Source organism: Bacillus sp. SSR7 (assembly GCF_055902415.1).
In genome coordinates, this window is the sequence record NZ_JBVVXV010000001.1 from 396,921 (window position 1) to 414,282 (window position 17,362).

A 17,362-nucleotide genomic window follows, 5' to 3' on the forward strand; every position below is an offset into this window, starting at 1 on the left:
AATGGAAGAACATCCACTAGCCAATCACCGGCTGTGTACTGCACCTAAAAAGGCAAGACACAATACTAGTATATATTAGTTTGTAAAGTTTACCCATTAGTCAAATGGTGTAATTGTACATACTTTTAGACTTAAGTCTACTAGTACAAAAGATGTATACGCAATTCAAATTTTGATTCACTAAAAGAATTCTAAGAAAAATAGGAAGGCAATCGTAAATACTTATCTATATTAATTTCATCTAAATCCTTAGGTTATGCAGGTGTCAAATACTCCCCATCTAATATTTGCAAATAACCCATGAGATAATCTCCTTATATAATAAATATGAAGTTTAACACTTTATATTTATTGAAGAAAAGACGATGCATACAGTAATCAAATCTAATTAACATATCATTTGATTATCGGTAGCGAGTTCAAATAGACTTCCTACTCTCAGAATGGAACCACCAATTCATATTATTTCCTCTATTTCTATGTTTCTTATTTGATCCTAATTGACTAAATGATTAGGGTTATTGCAAATCAAAATAATAAAACCGCATCTCCAATTGTTAGATAACTATCTAATACATTGAAGGTGCGGTTCACTTAGGTCATTGATGTTTCAGCTATTCTCTTTATTTGAAAATTACATCTACCATACTAATTTAATATTATATTCCTGAAGCCAACCATTAACTTGAAGTAAATAATCTATTATACCTCGTGCATCATTACCTGAAATTACTTCGTCTTTTCCTTCTGCAATAGCACGGACTCTTTCTACATTAATTAATGGCAAAATAGGTGATTCAGGATCGTTCAACACATGTAACATCCTTTCACTAATACCTTGTAGATAAGAGGCATCCTTTGTGCTTGGATATGCACTTTTTTTGCGATAACGTACATCCTCTGGAAGTACATTTTCAAAAGCTCGACGTAAAATACCTTTTTCAATATTGTCTATACTTTTCATTTCGAATGGGACATTCCATAAGTATTCTACAAGCCGGTAATCGCAAAATGGAACTCGTACTTCAAAGCCATTCATCATACTTGTGCGATCTTTTCGTTCTAGCATAAATGGCAAGAAACGTGTAATAAACATGTAAGACATTTGACGTTGCTTCCTTTGCAGATCACTTTCACCTTCTAAAAAGGGAACCTCAGCAACCGCATCTTCAAATTTTTGTGTTTGGTATTTTTCAGGGCTAATCTTCGCTTTAAAATCCTCTGATAAAATTTCTGTACTATACCATAAATTAACACTCCAAGGGAATATCTCTGCATCTAAAAACTTTGCTTGATGGAACCATGGATATCCTGAGAATACTTCATCTGCAGATTCGCCTGAAAGTGCAACTGTTGCGTCTTTTTTCATTTCCTTAAATAGCAAATAAAGAGACGTTTCTAGTTCTCCAACCCCTGGTAGATCACGCGCTCGCATTGGAGTTAATAAATACTCTATTAAACTATCTGATCCTAACTCTATAGAGTGATGCTTTGTTCCTACATATTCAGCCACACGTTTCACCCAAGGTTCATCACGATCAAAACGAAGGAAGTCTTGCTCAAAGTCTTTTTCATCATTGATGAAATTCAGGGAATATGTATGAAGGCGTTCCCCTTTATTCCCAAATTCATTTCCTGCTAAACCTGTTAAACCACTGGAATCTAAACCTCCGGAAAGCATAGATACCACTGGTTTATCAGCAATTAACTGACGTTTAACCGTATCTTGTAAAATGGAGCGGATTGTCTCGACTGTTGTATCAATATCATCTACATGTTTTTTACTTTCAAGTTTCCAATACTGTGTCGTAGTCGAGCCATTAGAGGTAAACGTCATATAATGGCCAGCACGCACTTCATGTATATCCTTGAAAATAGCATGACCAGGAGTACGTGTTGGTCCAAGACAGAATATTTCAGAAAGTCCTTCTTTATCTACTTCTGCATCTACAAGCGGGTGCGAAAGTAAAACTTTTAACTCTGAACCAAAGAGAATTGCACTCCCTCTTTGAGCGAAGAATAAAGGCTTCACCCCTAGATGATCACGACCAAGTATCAATTTCCCAAATCTTTCATCCCAAATACCAAAAGCAAAAATCCCATTTAAGTGTTGAACACAATCTTCTTGCCATTCTAAATAAGCATGTAGTAATACCTCTGTATCAGACTGTGTCTGAAATTCATGACCTTTCTCCTCAAGTTCTTTACGTAATTCTTGATAGTTATAAATTTCTCCATTGAACGTAAGGCCAATCGTATCATTTCCATCTTTATACAGCATAGGTTGAAGGCCACCTTCAGGATCAATGACGATGAGACGTCGATGACCTAATGCCGCTCGTTTTGAAAACCAATGCCCCTCTGCGTCAGGTCCTCGGTGAATGATAGCATCTGTCATTTTTTTTAACGTTTCTTGTTCATTAGACAAGTCTTTAGACCAGTCTATCCACCCTGCAATTCCACACATAGTGTCTACCTTCTCTCAAATAGTATAGAAATCGACTAAAATCAGATATCAGTCGGTTTTTCGTAAAAAAATCCGACTAAAAACATCTTTTAGTCATGTTTATATAATAAAATGAATCGAATGAAAAATCAAATAATTCAATCGATAAAGAAATCACTTTCCCATTTCACTTGAGTTCTCATCGTCCGATTAAAAAATTATTAACTTAAACTTTCACCTTTATCCTAAGCTATAAAGTTGTATTCTATTATAGTTATATACTAGAAATATGAATGATGTGTGTTATTCTATAAGGAGCAACTAGGGGACTTTCTATTAGGCGTTAAAAAATGATAAATAGACTGATAGAGAATGTAATGAAAGAAAACTTCGCTAAATATTTCAAGGATAGGGTGTAGACAATGATCAAATTAGAAAAAGAAAATAAAAAAAAGAAAATCATTCAATCTGCCACAATACTGTTCTCTACGCGTGGTGTCCGTAACACAACGGTTGATGAAATTGCAAAAAAAGCTAAAGTTGGTAAAGGAACTATTTATTATTACTATACAGATAAAACTGAAATATTATGTGACTGCTATATGCGTCATATTCAGCTTAAACGCTCACAATTATTTGATTTATATAAAGAGGAAAAAGATGTTTTACTTCGAATACAAAAAATCCTTCATTATATCAGCCTAGAATATCATCAAGATCCCTTTGTTTCTACACTCTTTCAAGAATATAAAGAGTACCATTCACCTGAAATTACAGCTTGTTTTAAAAAATCTGAAGAAGAAGCAATTAAAATGATAAGTAATTTGCTCGAAAAAGGTTATCAGCAAGGAGCTTTGCATAAGGTACCTTTACCGCTAACAGCATTTATGTTAGTACGAATGATTTTTAACTATGAACAGGATTATATAAAAGATGATAAAAGTGATAAAGAATTTCTGCAGTTGCTAAAGCATATGCTTCTTAAAAACTAGTTTTAACCACATACAAAAAAATAATTGTGATACAAATATCTGAAAAAGAAAACCGCCTAAAAGGGTGGTCTTTTTTTGGCTTTAAATCAATTACTTCTTAATTTCTAATTTAAGGGCAAAAGCGAAATTAGAAATTGCTCTCAACTTCCAACGATGATAAATACGTTCAGCCATTCCAATTTCGCTATAGACCATATAATCACATACAGATTCTCCTTCATTAATAATCTCCCTCTACATCCTACCAGTACAGCCATGACCTAATCGGCTTAAAAACTAATCAATACGGAATGACATTGACTCCAACCACTCTTCATGCCCGCTTTATTGCAAATTTGCAATCGCTATATCCTCCAAAGCCTTTCCAACAGTATGTATAGGGCCACGTTCTCTCCTTTCATAAGGAGTAGTGACTTTCATTTCCTTACGAATCATTCCTAACTATTTATATAAGAACACCCTCTAACTACCCTTGCATTGCTAATCTATCGGTTTTTGGTAAGAAAGATAATTGTTTAATCATGTAAAACCACTGCTTTTTATTTTAAAATCACTTTTGTCTTAACGCTTCGCGTCTACGTTCATAATAAGGACTATGCATCCCCATTCCCCCAATTTCACGAGTACTTAATTTCTCTTTTTGTTTTTTCTTCTTTCTTTTCTTGGATTGCTTTTTTACTCACGTAACTGATCTCTTAATACCTTCAATTTCTCATCTCTTTTTTCATAATAAAAAGAACACCTATTCCTAAAACAGCTTTCATTGCTACTTTAATGAATTGATGCCCTCTAGTTTTCTAGTCGGACTATATAATATTTAAAATCCCTCTTCTAAAAGTTATTAATTTCTTTTGATTAACTTTATAACTCATGCATGACAACTATGATTTTCTTTTATCAACATAATATTCAGTTTTATCTATTGTTTGATTTAACTAATTCTCATTTTGGCTATTTTAATTTATTTTTTTAAAATTCCCCATTTGATAATTTCAAACTACAAGCGTATGAATATCATTAGTATTTTTAAAATAATAAAAATTACACAAAAGATTTTCATTATTTTAAAATTTATCTACATCATGTAAATTCTCAAAAAATCCTCCCGTAAATCTATGTTTTCCACCCCGGCGTAATATTTTTTCTAGACCATCCATATCTTCCGAAGGAAATACAGGAATAGGCACGGTATTTATATTCTCCATGTACTCAGGTAATAACGATCTTAACGCGATATCCATTCTTATTTGGCCCGCACGCATTAAAGTATTAATCTCACTATCATGAAAGCTGTCTAAATCAGTGCGAAGACCAGCTAACAGACTTTCAACATCCTTAGAACGATTTGGTAATTTATAATCGGGTAAAGAAGTTTTATCATTATAAAAAGGATTATTATTTTTTTCGAATAAAGATTGAATAGGTTTACTAAGAATAAGTTGCAATCCTGGGTATATTTGGGGATCTAAGGTTTTTAATAGTCTTCTCCTTAAAACTACAATTTGACTATTAGATGTATCTAAAATCCGTTTCGTTAATTCAAAATGCGAAGGTACTTCATCTTCTTTCCAAAATTTCTCAGATGCAGAAGCGTCTAAAACAAGGTAAATTTCATCAATACTTGCGTCTGGATCGGGAATAAATTTCATAGGCTCTTTTCTATGTTTTGTATTTGAAGGAGAACTACTGTTTTTGTTATCACCATCTGATATTAATATCGGCTCAGTCCCGATATTATCAAATACCCCTCCATCAGAAAACCAAAGTGTGTCAAATTTCAACAAAGGATTCCCCTGCATCCTATTTTCTGGATCACTAAAATTTCTTCCCTCTAATGATAGTGATATAGGTGCGAATAAAATTGGAAAAGCAGCTGAGGTCGCAACAGCATAAGAAACTGTAATATCATCAAAATCATTTGATTTTCCAATAAGTGTTCCATATATTTCTTGGTTGGAAAAATAAAACATTCTCATCGTATCTAAACAAGTTGTATTACAGTACCATTTGATAGGGGAATTTTCTAATTCCTTCATTCTTACCCCTTGACATAAATATTTATCTAACATTGTCGGAAAGGCTTTGCTGCATTTTTCACGAATAGACTTGAAAGACAATGCTTGTTTTGTAAACGAATTTGTAAGTAACTTTGTACGAAGGTCTATTTGTCCTAATTTTACCAACGGATTCACTACACGTTCTTCAAAATCATTTACATTACGGAATGATCCACCTTTATGTAATGCAAGCATAATAGCGGCGGCAGTAATGCTGCCACCTGAAACAGAACTAATGCTATTTACACAATGATCTAGCTTACATTCAACTAAACGTTTATATCCCCCTAATGCATAAAAAGTCGCTCTAAACCCACCTCCAGAAAATGCTAATTTCAACTCCTTCTTCATCTATGATTCCTCCTTAACTCTTCCACCCATAAAGTTCGAGTAAAGATATGCGAAACGTTAAAATATAAAATACTTCTTAGTAATAAAGTAATTCATGGAATGTATCACTTACATGTGATACATTCCATTCAACAAATTGGAAATTAGTTTTGTTTTTTTCTGTTATTCAAATCTCTATCTGTACTCTTTCCCATGATACTTAATAAATCCTACAGGACGATGAGTAAAGTGTATTACCGCATACCCTGGGTTACCTTCGCTTGGAGTCGCAGTAGTTTTATCTAAATACTCACCTTGTAATTCAATTTCTTCTCCCTCTTCTAAATCTGGGATACGATTTGGTATTCCTAAAGTATCCCCATAACGAATTGCACAAAATACTATCGTATCGATAGTTAATGATTCTGGTAATCCATGAGCATCAATAAGTTCTACTTGATCAACTATAATATGTTGATGAGTACCCCCTTGAGGGTTTGTATCATCTTCTTCCACTTGTTTTATGATTCCTTTAACATGAACAATAGGACCGTGATGTGATAATGGATGACGATGATGCTCCATAGGATGGTCAGCTAAAGTGTGACCATAATGAGGGTGTCTTTTTAAATTTTCAATCATAATGCTACCTCCAAATGTTATTATAGATATTGCGCTTTCTTGAACAATCTTTTGTATGTTATATCAAGATTATTCATTTTTTATTTATATTAGTATAAATAGAAATTCAAAGAATACCTTTTAAAATAACGTTTTTATTCGGTTTTTTAGAATAGTGAAAACCACTCTTGCCATAAATATTACAGTTAATTAAGTATGTAGTAATTATCTTGTGACATTTTTTAAAGGGCACTTATACAAGGTGTTCTCTTTCTCTTGTTATAAAATAAAGACTTCATATACATTAAAAATGTACATACACTAATCATGATTATCTCATTATTAATTATTGAGTATCACTTTCGATACACTCCTTACTCATAGAGTGCCTTCCCCCCATTGACTGCACTCTTTCAAAACGGGCTCTTCCCTCCGTATCTGCTAGGAACAGGCAGGTAACTTAATTATTTGCACTTTTATCTTAAAATCTCTTGTTCATACTATTTAGAGAAGACATCTCATGCCATTGAGATCAAACTCCAGCACATGTTAATTGGACAGCCGTCCCCATATAAGGAACGTTTTATTATCTTCCCTCTCTCTTTTTGTATTAAAATATACAATTATACATTTTAATACATCAACATTAAAAATTCTTCATTTAGGGGCTACTTTAAAACCTTAAGTTGATGGGCATGTGGCGGACCCTACTAATATTCTTGCTTTTAAATCATTTTCAATATATTATATTTATATGGTAATATAAGAATTACGGTATACAGAAAGGGATCAAATCTATTAGTAAGATTTAAATTCTTTTCAAAGATAAAAAGATTTTATCAAAACGTAATATAACTTATGCTTGTCTTTTTAAGATGTATCTAGTAAAAACACATTTTTTATCAATACAATTGTGTTTTCAATATAAATGGAAACTTTTAAATAGAAGTTTATTTACTTTCAATGATAGGGGTTAGCCGTTCTAAAACATAGAGAAATAAGGCACCATACATAGTATCTGACAAACTTGAGAGGTTTTGTATGTAGTTTGCTCATCACAGATAAAAACAAAAGAGCCTTACCTATCTAGGCAAGGCAAGACTATACTAGTTTGGTTATATAATATTTACATAACAACTAAGAAACTAAAAACATATAACACCAAGTAGCAGAAACCTAATATTCCTCCTACAGCTAATACCTGTTTAGCCCAAATTTTAATTTTCAGATTTCTGTAAATTACTTGTACTCTTTCCATATTTCCTCCTATTAGTGAAAACCCTTAAAGACTCACTCCTCGATATGATACCATTAAAGAATGACTAATAGAGCCTATTTTTTGTCTAAACGTATAAATATGCAATATTGCATACAAAAATGTATTGTTATAAATGAAAACGCTTACTATAATAAAGTTATAAAGATTCACACATCTTAATACAAAAACAGAGGAGAGAATACTATGGAAATCGCAATGGCAGTTTTAAAATTTATTGGTGGAGCAATCCCATTAATTCAAGAACTTCTAAAAGCATTTATGTAATTTCATTCTTTATAAATATTATCATACAAATGATCTGTATATCAAAAATGAATTGATTTACAGATTATTTGCGTGAGCAAGGTCTCTTTAACATTATTAAGGGGATTTTTTCAATTTTAAGAACTTCTTAGTTTCATCGTACCCTGTAACAAACCCTAGAATAGATTGATAAGTTTGCAATGTTACTGCCAAACAATTTGTTCTTTCACCTTTAGGCATCTAGGTGCAGCCCTTTTCGATTCCAACCATGCTTTTTTTCTCAGCCAGTTCCTTGTACTTCATACCTTTCATGTAATCTTCTTGAGCTAACACGTGTTTTTGCTTCACTTCATATCACCCACCACTTTCTATACAACTAGGAAGAAATTCGTTTATTTTCCTCTTCGAATGACTTTTTTACAAAAAAAAAGCCCTGCATTTATGCAGGGCAAATATAAATTAGGGACTTTATTTAGATAAAATTACTGACAAGATTTCATACTACTTATACTTGTGGAGACGGGAATCTTGCGGCTTCAAAATGCGTACTATTTTCTACATTTGAAATAACTCCAGCTACGCTACTTTGTGCAAAAACCTCAACTATATCCCCTGCATTCAATTGAATTATCGATGAAACAGCTACAACATTAGCAAAGTTTATTGGGCCAAAAAAATCATTATCTATTGCAATTGCCGGATTCCCATTAACACGAATTTCTACCCGCGCTCTATAGTTCACGTTTAGATTATTGGGAATGAACGCAATTGTTCCAATAACAGAGTAAACACCTCTTGTCTTTGGTATAAAAATTGATGTTGCTGGGTTATATTCATTTGCTAAATCAAATTGTTCATTTTGGAATAAAACTTTAACAAATGTATTTGCTGGCAAATTTTGATTAACTGTACTCACAGCTCTAAAAGCAGATGCTCTTACAAGATTATATCCGTTATCATCAGAACAACAATTCACTTTTACATTAAACCAAGGCTTTTCCTTATGCTTTTTATCACATTTGTCATAACTCTTACTGCTTTTATGACAGTCATGATATTTCTTTTTGGAATCCTTACAATAATCATCGTAGTAATAAGACATACTAGATTCCTCCTTTAAATTTATTACTACATACTATGTAAGATAGATTAGATAAGTTTGGACGAGCTGTTACTATTTTTAATAGAATTACAAATCTCACCATAATGGCAGAACACAACTAAAGTAAGCAACTGGAAAGCGATGCTCAGGAGTATAATAACAGTCTTTCTGACATTTTCATTATCTGTATTTTTAGCCATTATTTTGTTTGTGGTATATGGATTAAGTTAAAAAGAAAACCTTTAGGTACCCCTGAATAAAACTTAATATTCCGTCAATAATATAGACAACCCAATTCGAACCATATTCCATGATTGGAGCAGTTAGCTTTAACTAACTGCTCTTTTTTGTAAAAAACGAACTCAATTAAATGCACGCACATATAATATTCAGTGTTCCTTTCTTTATAAAATAGTCTTTACAAAATGTATCTCGTCACGAGAGCACTTTATTAAGTGCTCTTTTTTATTTTTAAACTAATACAAAATGAAATTTTTACCACATAGCTAATTGTTAAATATTTTACGCTTATACATTATAATGGAATAGTTATTGTATATTGGCATTAAGAGGAGCGTCCGGATTAAGCGCTTCTCCTTTTTATACAGTAGGGTTTTGGTTAACATTCACTTATCTACCATCAAATATATACAGATTTGAAACTTTATAGTAAAAACCTTCACACCCTTTATTTTAATTATATTAATATATTAAATGAAGAGTGTGATAAATTAATGGAACAACTTGACTTTAGTGCTTTAGAACAACCACTATTTTTGTTAGCACTTCAATTAATTGCATTTGTATTGATCATTTATATCGTATACAGAATCTTACACAACACCATATTAAAATTAAATAGCCTAAATGGACTGCACATGCGATAGCTACGGTATTTTCCCTCGTTAGTGCCTATCAATCTTTTATGAATTTCATTTAAAAACATTTTTCTTTATTTCTCTCCTTTGTAGAGGAATCTATCCTTTACCATGCAAAAACGTCAGGCAACTTAATTGTTTGCCTGACGTTTTTGCCGTTAGTTATTTTCAAATAACTATTTTGTTAAGTTTTGCTCCATCCATTTTTTATACGTCTTTCCGCTAAGCATATTTGTCCAGAAAATCCTATATTATTGAACAGAATTATCGACTCTCAATTTACAATTTTCACTTTCAATATTGTAACCATCTATAATGGAACTATACTTTTTCAAGGGAGGAATCTAATGTATATATCAAATAGGATTGGCTTATTTAGCTGGATTGCAACTTGCCTATACTTTTTAATTGAACCTTTCTTTATTTTCACTTCTACAGCACCTTATAACTATTTGCATCATGCAATGAGTGACCTAGGTGTAACAACCTGTGGAGAATTCACCTACGAAATAGCGCCTTATGAAATATGCTCCCCTAATCACTTTTGGATGAATTTACTCTTTATTCTTAATGGAATAACATTTTGTATTGGAGTACTATTTATTTCACAACATCTAGAAAAAACAAAAATTAATAAAATAGCAACATTTTTTATACTTATAATAGGAGTCTCTACTATAGTTTCAGGATTAATCCCTGCAGATATAAACCTAATTGGACATTCTATTCTAGTTTGGATAGGTATGCTTACTGTATTTCCTGGATTATTTATTTTTGCTAAGAATCTTAAAAAAGATGGAAAATGGACATATTTCTGTTTACTAAGCTTAATAGTAATAACAATCCTTATCTCACTTGTTTTTCTTTTCCCCTTACCTGCAGGCCTACTACAAAGACTTTTTTACTTGGTTCTTTTCGTTTGGGGAACTGTATCAACCTACAAATTGATAAAATAAAGTTTTTATACAAAAATGCACATTTATCAGGAACATACGTAAAATAATCATGATCAACTCAGTGGTAGTTATTGAGCACCTTTTATGGCGCTTTTTATTTGCAACTAAATAGAGATTTTTTTAAAATTTCATAAAACTTCTCTTTACAAAAATAAGTTCAAAATTATCTATTTAGCATATATAATACTTTTAAGCAGTTTAAATTCTATACATAGGTAATGGAGGCATTAAAATGGGGAGTATCCCAAATTCACTACCACAACAATCAATCTCAAAAATACAAATTAATCCTAGCAAGAACCCACAAACGAATAAAAAGCTAAGACGTCGCCTTTTATTAGCACTTGCTTTTATGCTACCTATGGTTATTTCCATTCAAATCTCCATTTATAAGCAAGAACAAATGATTCAAGAAAAACAAATTACACTAAATAAAGAAAAGAAAAGATTGTCTGAATTAGAACTCATAGGACGTTATTATGAAAACGATATTAAAACTTTAACAGAGAGCGAAAAAGGTATTTTAAAGTTCGCAAGGAAATTGTATGGATTCTCTAGACCTGATGAAACTATATTTCAAATAAATGAATAGTTTTTCAAGACATAAGCGATTGTCATTAATCATGAAGTGATTTAATGATAAAAAATACATACAATAAGTACCCTATACATCATATTAGATTAAATCTTATTAAAACAAAAAGGGATGTCCTAGTAACATATCTAGGACATCCCTTTATTTTTACTCATCTTAAAACATAACTTGTCTAAATTTCAAGATTATATATATCTCTAACAATTAAACAAATATTAGAGATATCTTCTACCTAAAACATCGTATTATTATTAGCGGCTTCATTTGGAATCTCTTGAATTACATCCCAATGTTCAACAATCTTTCCATCCTTTATACGAAAAATATCCACTATAGCAACTCCCTTATCTTGAGAATTAGTACGTGAATGTACATGAAGAGCAACTGTATCTCCTTCAGCTACTACACGTTTAATCTCTGCAGAAGAGTTTGGATTTTTTACAAAGTCTTCCTTAAAGAAATCCATGAAGGCTTTTCGTCCATCAGCAACAAAAGGATTATGTTGCTTATAATCTTCACTTACATATTTAGGGATAATATCGATATTATGTTTGTTAAAAACTTCATTATAGAAATCGACTACCATCTTTTTATTCTTTTCTTTTTCTGTCACATTATCTTTAGATACTGTTGCAACATTCTCGCTCTTTGTTGAATGACCTTTGGTATTACCAGTTGAAGCTTGAAATATCAAAGTCGACACAATTCCTAAAATAAACACAGAAATAATTATTACTATTAAATTTTTCTCTACTTTCATATATACCTACCTCTTCTAATTTTATAATTCATCTTCGTTAAAACCTTTGATACAGGAAAAATCTTTCCCATAATGTGATGTAAGAGATATTGTTAGGAAAACACATTTATTCTAACAATACTCCTTATACGAGGCATGTTAGAAACTAGTAATCCTAACTTAATACCTCATTAACAGTTGCACTGTCCACAATTTGAATAAACTTCTTAACCTTATCGTTCTCATCAAACTCATAAAGATGACAAAAATCTGCTACAAATGATTTCCCTGTTACTTTATACGTTCCACTATATTTTCCATACACGATAACAGTATTGTTATTAAAAGCATAAATTTCATCTTTATCGCTATAGTTATCCCATTCAGTCCCAAGACGTTCATGTACATTTTTAACTACTTCATCAGGACCTACATAAGTGCCCACATATGGAAACCCAGCAGCTTCTGTCCAAGATATATTTTCACTTAAATACGTTTTAAAAGTATCTAATTTTCCTTCGCCAGTTAACACATACGTTTCGTGTAATAGTTTTTGATATTCATTCATAGCATTAACCCCAAGGCATTTCTTTTGTTACAACTTTTGCACTTAATTCTAATACACCTTTATTTGCATAGCCTGGATATGCTGCATCAAGTTTTGCTACAAAATCTTTTGAATTCTTACTTTCCTCAGAAGCTTGAATTGCAGTTCTTAAATAATCCATAGTTTCAGTAATTGCTTGATTATTTAATGATTTTTCAATTGATCCATGGCTAGGTACAATTACGTCAGCTTGTAATGCTTGTAACACTTTCAAGTTCTCAATCCATGCCTCCATTGCTGCTTTTGAACTAGTATCTGCTAAGAATACATGTATTTCGTTAAATACATCAATACCACCAATTAATAATTTTAGCTCTTTATTAAACAGGCTAGTTCTGTAATGATCTAAGCCTACTAGTTCAAATGTTAGTCCCTGAAAACCAATAGATTTTTCCTTAAACACTTGAGGTAATATCACATTACTTGGTGCATTTTCTCCAAGTGCATCTTTCCAAACTTTTAATTTTCCTAAGACAGAATGAACAATATGTTCAACAGTAGACTCTGTAGCATACGCTATAGCTTCTGGATAAGCAGCTTTAATGCTCTCTAATCCAAAATAGTAGTCTGGATCCCCATGAATAATAAAGATTTTATCTAGAGATAAGCTATTTTTTTTCAGATAATCAATTATTTCTTTCGAATCAGACTGAGTAAATTTTGAGTTTATTAAAAATGCATGTCCTGCTTTCTCAACTAAGGTTGCAGTGACCATGAAACTTTTTTCGTCTCAACTAAACACCGTCAATTTTACATCTTTTTGATTTGTATCGATTGTTTTAAACATAGAATGTTTCTCTCCTTTTGTTAAAGTTATGAAATAAATCACACATTTTTTCTTGTTCAAATAGAAACTCCCTATTCAATTCACCTGAAAGTGTGACAGCACAAACATTTATTCGGGAGATAAATGTCAGTTGGTGTAAGATAATATGTTTATTACTATGGCCTATAATAAAATTGGACTATTTAAATACAAATTGAAACCAACTATTATAAAAAAGGTTTAGTCCATTTACTTATAGTAGTTTTTCTTAAAACGTTACATGCAATATACTGTAGCTTAAGATTTTTTAATATAAACTTTTAAAACGTGCTTCGATTTTATCTGGCGTCATTACCCCGCCACCAATAGGAATAATTTGATTATCCTTTTGTAAAAGTAATGAAGGATAACTATTAACACCAAGCTGTCGAACTTTATTGAAATCATTTTGGACATCTATTACTGTTTCTTGAGCGTTTAAGCGTTCTAATACTTGTTCAGGGTCCAAACCATGCTCGATTGCAATCTTACGATATGTCTCAGGATCACTTAGACTTTGTCCCTCATAATAAAACGCTTTTTGCATAGCCGAAGTGAATTCTAACAAACGGCCTGGAGCTAATGAGCGTAATGCCGAAAAACCAATTGCAGCATCTTTCGAATTCATTTTAAAAGTACCTTCTTCCACCAATTTTTGATATGAAGGACCAAATTCTGCACCTGTGAGTTGATTAATTCTTTTATTTCCCTCTTCTATATATGAGAAATTTTTCATTGGTAAATTATCTAAAAATAAACCTCCACATAAAACGGTTAACGGTATTTCAGTGTGGTTTTTGTAAAACCCTTTAATACTTTCTGAAAAGCCATAGCACCATCCACAATAAGCGTCCCATACATAAATAAGGTTATCTTGTTTCGTCTCCATTTAAATCTCCTACCTTTATTTTTATTATCCAGCTCAGCTAAATTTCGGGTTTATATAAGTACATCTTTTTATATCTTGTTCTTTTTTTAGTTACCTTAATATATTTTTCAAAACTAACCCTTTCAAAAAAGATTAAATTTGATTTTTAACAAAAGATAACTGTGCACATTTTTTTCAAAAAGCAGACACCATATGTAACTTATTTGATTACACATTCGTGTAACTATTCTAGTTACAACTAGTATATAAGTCAATTCTTTTTTTACAAAAACATTTAATTTCTATCCTAGCGCTTCCAGAATTCTAGTATCAAATACTTTTCTTCTTGTTCTTAAATTTGTCATAGTCCTTAGTAAATTAACCCCAAAATTTATCAGAAAGAAACGCTCACTTTTTAATATGCTTTATATAAAAACTACAACATAACATATAATAAAAAACGGCGAACCCTACAGAACAGGATTATTAACATATAAAGTGACAACCATTTTGTTAAAACCACAGGAATTCAACATTTTTGTTATGGTATAGTAAAAGGTATAGAGACCATTCATGTCCTGTACAAAAAAGCGAAGTCTTCAACCAAACTTCGCTTGTCATTGTATTATGAATTACAGGAATTATTGCTAAATGCCAAAAGTTTATTTCTTCAAACATAGATCTTTTTTATTTCAGCTAACTTTGCAAAAGAATTTGATCAAATATAATTAATTATTGATTAACCGCTTTAGCCACAAGGACTGCGTATGCTTCTGCACCTACATTGGTTAAATGAACACCATCAGGTGCAAAGTAGTCTTTCTTTCCAGCACTTGCTGCATACCAATCAACTAGAGTTACATTAGGATATTTAGTTACTGTTACTTTCAGTCTCTCGTTCACAATTGATTCCCACGGACGTGGCACTCTCGTATTAATAAATATTATTTTATGTTCGTTTCCAATTAATTTTATTAATGAAACAAGTTGCTCAGTAGTAAAGGCTCCATTTGTACCTAATCCGATAATGACATAGTTTCCTAAATTCCCTTCATTTTTTAATTGTTCAACTACTGGAATCGCTTTTGACAGCTGACGGCCAATTTGCGCATCAATCCTAATATCAGGAAAAGTATTTTTTAAATATGGAGTAATATCAATCATAACGGAATCGCCTATCGCAGTAACTGTGAGCGGATTTTTAGGGTGTGCAGAATTTACTTCTTTTGATTCCCCTTGATTTAGAGGCGTTTCTTGATTTGGTTTTTCCCAAACAGCAACTGGATGTGGCGCCGGTTGTGTTTGTACTGCTTCCACCTTATCTTGTTGATAATTCCCCTTAGCCTTACTAGCATTTGATAAGCCTAAAACTGCCATTGACGTAAAGAATAATGAACAAACTAAAGCTAACTTAACACCTAAAGTGACATTTTGAAGTCTTAAGTTCTTAAACTGAATGTTCCGGAGCGCACCTTGTCGGATTGGTTTTTCGATAAACTTCCATGAAATTTGCGCAATCAATATTATTAGAAGAAATTGAAGGATTGCTCTTATTATTGAAAAATCCCCTGCATTTACTTTTGGAGTCGTTAATGTCAGAATTGGATAATGCCAGAGGTATATGCCATACGATCTTATCCCTACCCAACGTAAAGGTCTAAATCGTAAAAATTGAGCAATGCGACTAGCTGGATGAGCTAGATTTGCCACTAACAATGCTGTTGCAATTGATAAGAGAACCATTCCTCCCTTGTATAGAAATGGATCATATTGATTGGTCTTCCAAAACATAAGCAAAATAATAATAAGAGCAATGCCACCCACTACATCAAGAATGAAACGCGCCTTCGGGATAATTTTATTAGCAAGCCTATTGCTTGGCCAAACTAAGGCAAGTACCGCTCCAATAAGTAATGAAAAGGCCCTCGTATCTGTACCATAATATATTCTGCTCGGATCAACTCCAGGTTCATACAAAATTGCCATTGCTAAAGCTGAAGCAAATGCTCCTAGACAAATCAATAAAATCATACGGGATTGTTTGTTTATGTAGTAAAGTCCTAAACTAATAATAAACGGCCAGACAACATAGAATTGTTCCTCGACTGCTAACGACCAAAAATGATTTAATGGCGAAATCTGGTTAAAATTATCAAAGTAGGATAATTTATGATATATATACCACCAGTTACTAACATAAAATAATGCCGCTAATGAATCTCCACGCATTTTTTCAAGTAAAGAGCTATGAAAAATCGTAATCCATGCCAATGTTATAACGAGCATAACAAGCATTCCTGGAAGCAATCTTCTTGCCCTACTAAGCCAGAATTTTTTCAAATCAATTCTCTTATTTCTCTTCCACTCCATGGCTAGAATATCTGTAATTAAATAACCTGAAAGTACAAAAAATACTGTAACTCCTAAAAACCCTCCAGGCATCCAATTAAAATTAATATGATACAAAATAACACCTAGTATAGCTAGACCCCTTAGACTGTCCAACCCTACCATATAACGACTATTTTTTTTAAAAGGTTTAGTCATCCTACACTCACCTCTATTTCTTGAAAACTAGGTTAATAATAACGTCATAAAATGCTATTAATTTCCTAAAATTGTATAAGCTACACCAATACAAACATCATTTTGTAAGGCTTTTTTTGATATTTACATGCACAGCAATAAATACTTTATCACGTTATCTGGCTCTGTTGTGAAAATTTTTATAGTAGGTGTTTTTACTCTTCCTAAAAAAGAGGAATTTGCCCAATCAAAAATTTATATACCGTGTGTCTTAAAGTAAAATTTTGATACGTTTTTACAGACATATCAAGGCCTGTG

12 protein-coding genes and 4 pseudogenes are annotated in these 17,362 nt (G+C 32.1%); 5 read left to right on the top strand and 11 right to left on the bottom strand.

Annotated features, from left to right (window positions below; all coding sequences use genetic code 11):
- Positions 1-640 precede the first annotated feature (640 nt).
- A complete protein-coding gene (asnB, locus tag AC0NJG_RS02100) occupies positions 641-2,467 on the bottom strand; it encodes an asparagine synthase (glutamine-hydrolyzing) (RefSeq protein ID WP_474062803.1) in 1,827 nt (608 codons plus the stop codon).
- Between the two features lie 401 nt (positions 2,468-2,868).
- Here asnB and AC0NJG_RS02105 point away from each other — a divergent pair, with 401 nt between their 5' ends.
- The gene (locus AC0NJG_RS02105; protein WP_000593067.1) at positions 2,869-3,438 is read left to right on the top strand and encodes a TetR/AcrR family transcriptional regulator; all 570 of its coding nucleotides are present in this window, start codon (positions 2,869-2,871) and stop codon (positions 3,436-3,438) included.
- A 90-nt stretch (positions 3,439-3,528) separates the two neighbouring features.
- Here AC0NJG_RS02105 and AC0NJG_RS02110 read toward each other — a convergent pair.
- From AC0NJG_RS02110 to AC0NJG_RS02125, 4 genes and pseudogenes are all read right to left on the bottom strand, one after another.
- A pseudogene (locus tag AC0NJG_RS02110) lies at positions 3,529-3,961 on the bottom strand (ArpU family phage packaging/lysis transcriptional regulator).
- A 541-nt stretch (positions 3,962-4,502) separates the two neighbouring features.
- Complete coding sequence (locus tag AC0NJG_RS02115) at positions 4,503-5,846, bottom strand: patatin-like phospholipase family protein (protein WP_256489234.1); 1,344 nt, start codon at positions 5,844-5,846, stop codon at positions 4,503-4,505.
- A gap of 174 nt (positions 5,847-6,020) precedes the next feature.
- Positions 6,021-6,467 carry a hypothetical protein gene (locus tag AC0NJG_RS02120; protein WP_014893727.1) on the bottom strand — a complete coding sequence of 149 codons (447 nt, stop codon included), beginning with the start codon at positions 6,465-6,467 and terminating at the stop codon, positions 6,021-6,023.
- 1,105 nt (positions 6,468-7,572) lie between these two features.
- Positions 7,573-7,704 carry a hypothetical protein gene (locus AC0NJG_RS02125; protein ID WP_276570625.1) on the bottom strand — a complete coding sequence of 44 codons (132 nt, stop codon included), beginning with the start codon at positions 7,702-7,704 and terminating at the stop codon, positions 7,573-7,575.
- A gap of 99 nt (positions 7,705-7,803) precedes the next feature.
- On the opposite strand from AC0NJG_RS02125, the pseudogene AC0NJG_RS02130 reads away from it, so the two are divergent.
- Positions 7,804-7,989, top strand: a pseudogene (locus AC0NJG_RS02130) (hypothetical protein).
- Between the two features lie 484 nt (positions 7,990-8,473).
- On the opposite strand, the gene AC0NJG_RS02135 reads toward AC0NJG_RS02130, so the two are convergent.
- Positions 8,474-9,070 carry an ABC transporter permease gene (locus AC0NJG_RS02135; protein ID WP_474062804.1) on the bottom strand — a complete coding sequence of 199 codons (597 nt, stop codon included), beginning with the start codon at positions 9,068-9,070 and terminating at the stop codon, positions 8,474-8,476.
- Positions 9,071-9,804: 734 nt separating this feature from the next.
- Here AC0NJG_RS02135 and AC0NJG_RS02140 point away from each other — a divergent pair.
- The 3 genes and pseudogenes from AC0NJG_RS02140 (at position 9,805) to AC0NJG_RS02150 (ending at position 11,496) form a co-directional block, all read left to right on the top strand.
- Positions 9,805-10,010: pseudogene (locus AC0NJG_RS02140) on the top strand (hypothetical protein).
- A gap of 285 nt (positions 10,011-10,295) precedes the next feature.
- Complete coding sequence (locus AC0NJG_RS02145; protein ID WP_087952268.1) at positions 10,296-10,904, top strand: DUF998 domain-containing protein; 609 nt, start codon at positions 10,296-10,298, stop codon at positions 10,902-10,904.
- Positions 10,905-11,136: 232 nt separating this feature from the next.
- Positions 11,137-11,496: an FtsB family cell division protein gene (locus AC0NJG_RS02150; RefSeq protein ID WP_087952269.1), complete on the top strand. Its 360-nt coding sequence runs from the start codon at positions 11,137-11,139 to the stop codon at positions 11,494-11,496.
- Between the two features lie 235 nt (positions 11,497-11,731).
- Here the strand turns inward: AC0NJG_RS02150 and AC0NJG_RS02155 are convergent, their stop codons facing one another.
- From AC0NJG_RS02155 to AC0NJG_RS02175, 5 genes and pseudogenes are all read right to left on the bottom strand, one after another.
- On the bottom strand, positions 11,732-12,259 hold the full coding sequence (locus tag AC0NJG_RS02155) for a nuclear transport factor 2 family protein (protein ID WP_474062805.1): 528 nt from the start codon (positions 12,257-12,259) through the stop codon (positions 11,732-11,734).
- 154 nt (positions 12,260-12,413) lie between these two features.
- A complete protein-coding gene (locus tag AC0NJG_RS02160; protein ID WP_087996894.1) occupies positions 12,414-12,806 on the bottom strand; it encodes a nuclear transport factor 2 family protein in 393 nt (130 codons plus the stop codon).
- A gap of 4 nt (positions 12,807-12,810) precedes the next feature.
- A pseudogene (locus AC0NJG_RS02165) lies at positions 12,811-13,632 on the bottom strand (MBL fold metallo-hydrolase).
- Positions 13,633-13,918: 286 nt separating this feature from the next.
- A complete protein-coding gene (locus tag AC0NJG_RS02170; RefSeq protein ID WP_048554401.1) occupies positions 13,919-14,539 on the bottom strand; it encodes a DsbA family protein in 621 nt (206 codons plus the stop codon).
- A 711-nt stretch (positions 14,540-15,250) separates the two neighbouring features.
- Positions 15,251-17,065 (bottom strand): acyltransferase family protein, encoded by a 1,815-nt coding sequence (locus AC0NJG_RS02175; protein WP_087952687.1) that lies wholly within the window; start codon positions 17,063-17,065, stop codon positions 15,251-15,253.
- Positions 17,066-17,362 lie beyond the last annotated feature (297 nt).

Coding starts and splice junctions, on each gene's coding strand:
- asnB (WP_474062803.1), bottom strand. CDS start 2,467: ATGTGTGGAATTGCAGGGTGGATAGACTGGTCTAAAGACTTGTCTAAT.
- AC0NJG_RS02105 (WP_000593067.1), top strand. CDS start 2,869: ATGATCAAATTAGAAAAAGAAAATAAAAAAAAGAAAATCATTCAATCT.
- AC0NJG_RS02115 (WP_256489234.1), bottom strand. CDS start 5,846: ATGAAGAAGGAGTTGAAATTAGCATTTTCTGGAGGTGGGTTTAGAGCG.
- AC0NJG_RS02120 (WP_014893727.1), bottom strand. CDS start 6,467: ATGATTGAAAATTTAAAAAGACACCCTCATTATGGTCACACTTTAGCT.
- AC0NJG_RS02125 (WP_276570625.1), bottom strand. CDS start 7,704: ATGGAAAGAGTACAAGTAATTTACAGAAATCTGAAAATTAAAATTTGG.
- AC0NJG_RS02135 (WP_474062804.1), bottom strand. CDS start 9,070: ATGTCTTATTACTACGATGATTATTGTAAGGATTCCAAAAAGAAATAT.
- AC0NJG_RS02145 (WP_087952268.1), top strand. CDS start 10,296: ATGTATATATCAAATAGGATTGGCTTATTTAGCTGGATTGCAACTTGC.
- AC0NJG_RS02150 (WP_087952269.1), top strand. CDS start 11,137: ATGGGGAGTATCCCAAATTCACTACCACAACAATCAATCTCAAAAATA.
- AC0NJG_RS02155 (WP_474062805.1), bottom strand. CDS start 12,259: ATGAAAGTAGAGAAAAATTTAATAGTAATAATTATTTCTGTGTTTATT.
- AC0NJG_RS02160 (WP_087996894.1), bottom strand. CDS start 12,806: ATGAATGAATATCAAAAACTATTACACGAAACGTATGTGTTAACTGGC.
- AC0NJG_RS02170 (WP_048554401.1), bottom strand. CDS start 14,539: ATGGAGACGAAACAAGATAACCTTATTTATGTATGGGACGCTTATTGT.
- AC0NJG_RS02175 (WP_087952687.1), bottom strand. CDS start 17,065: ATGACTAAACCTTTTAAAAAAAATAGTCGTTATATGGTAGGGTTGGAC.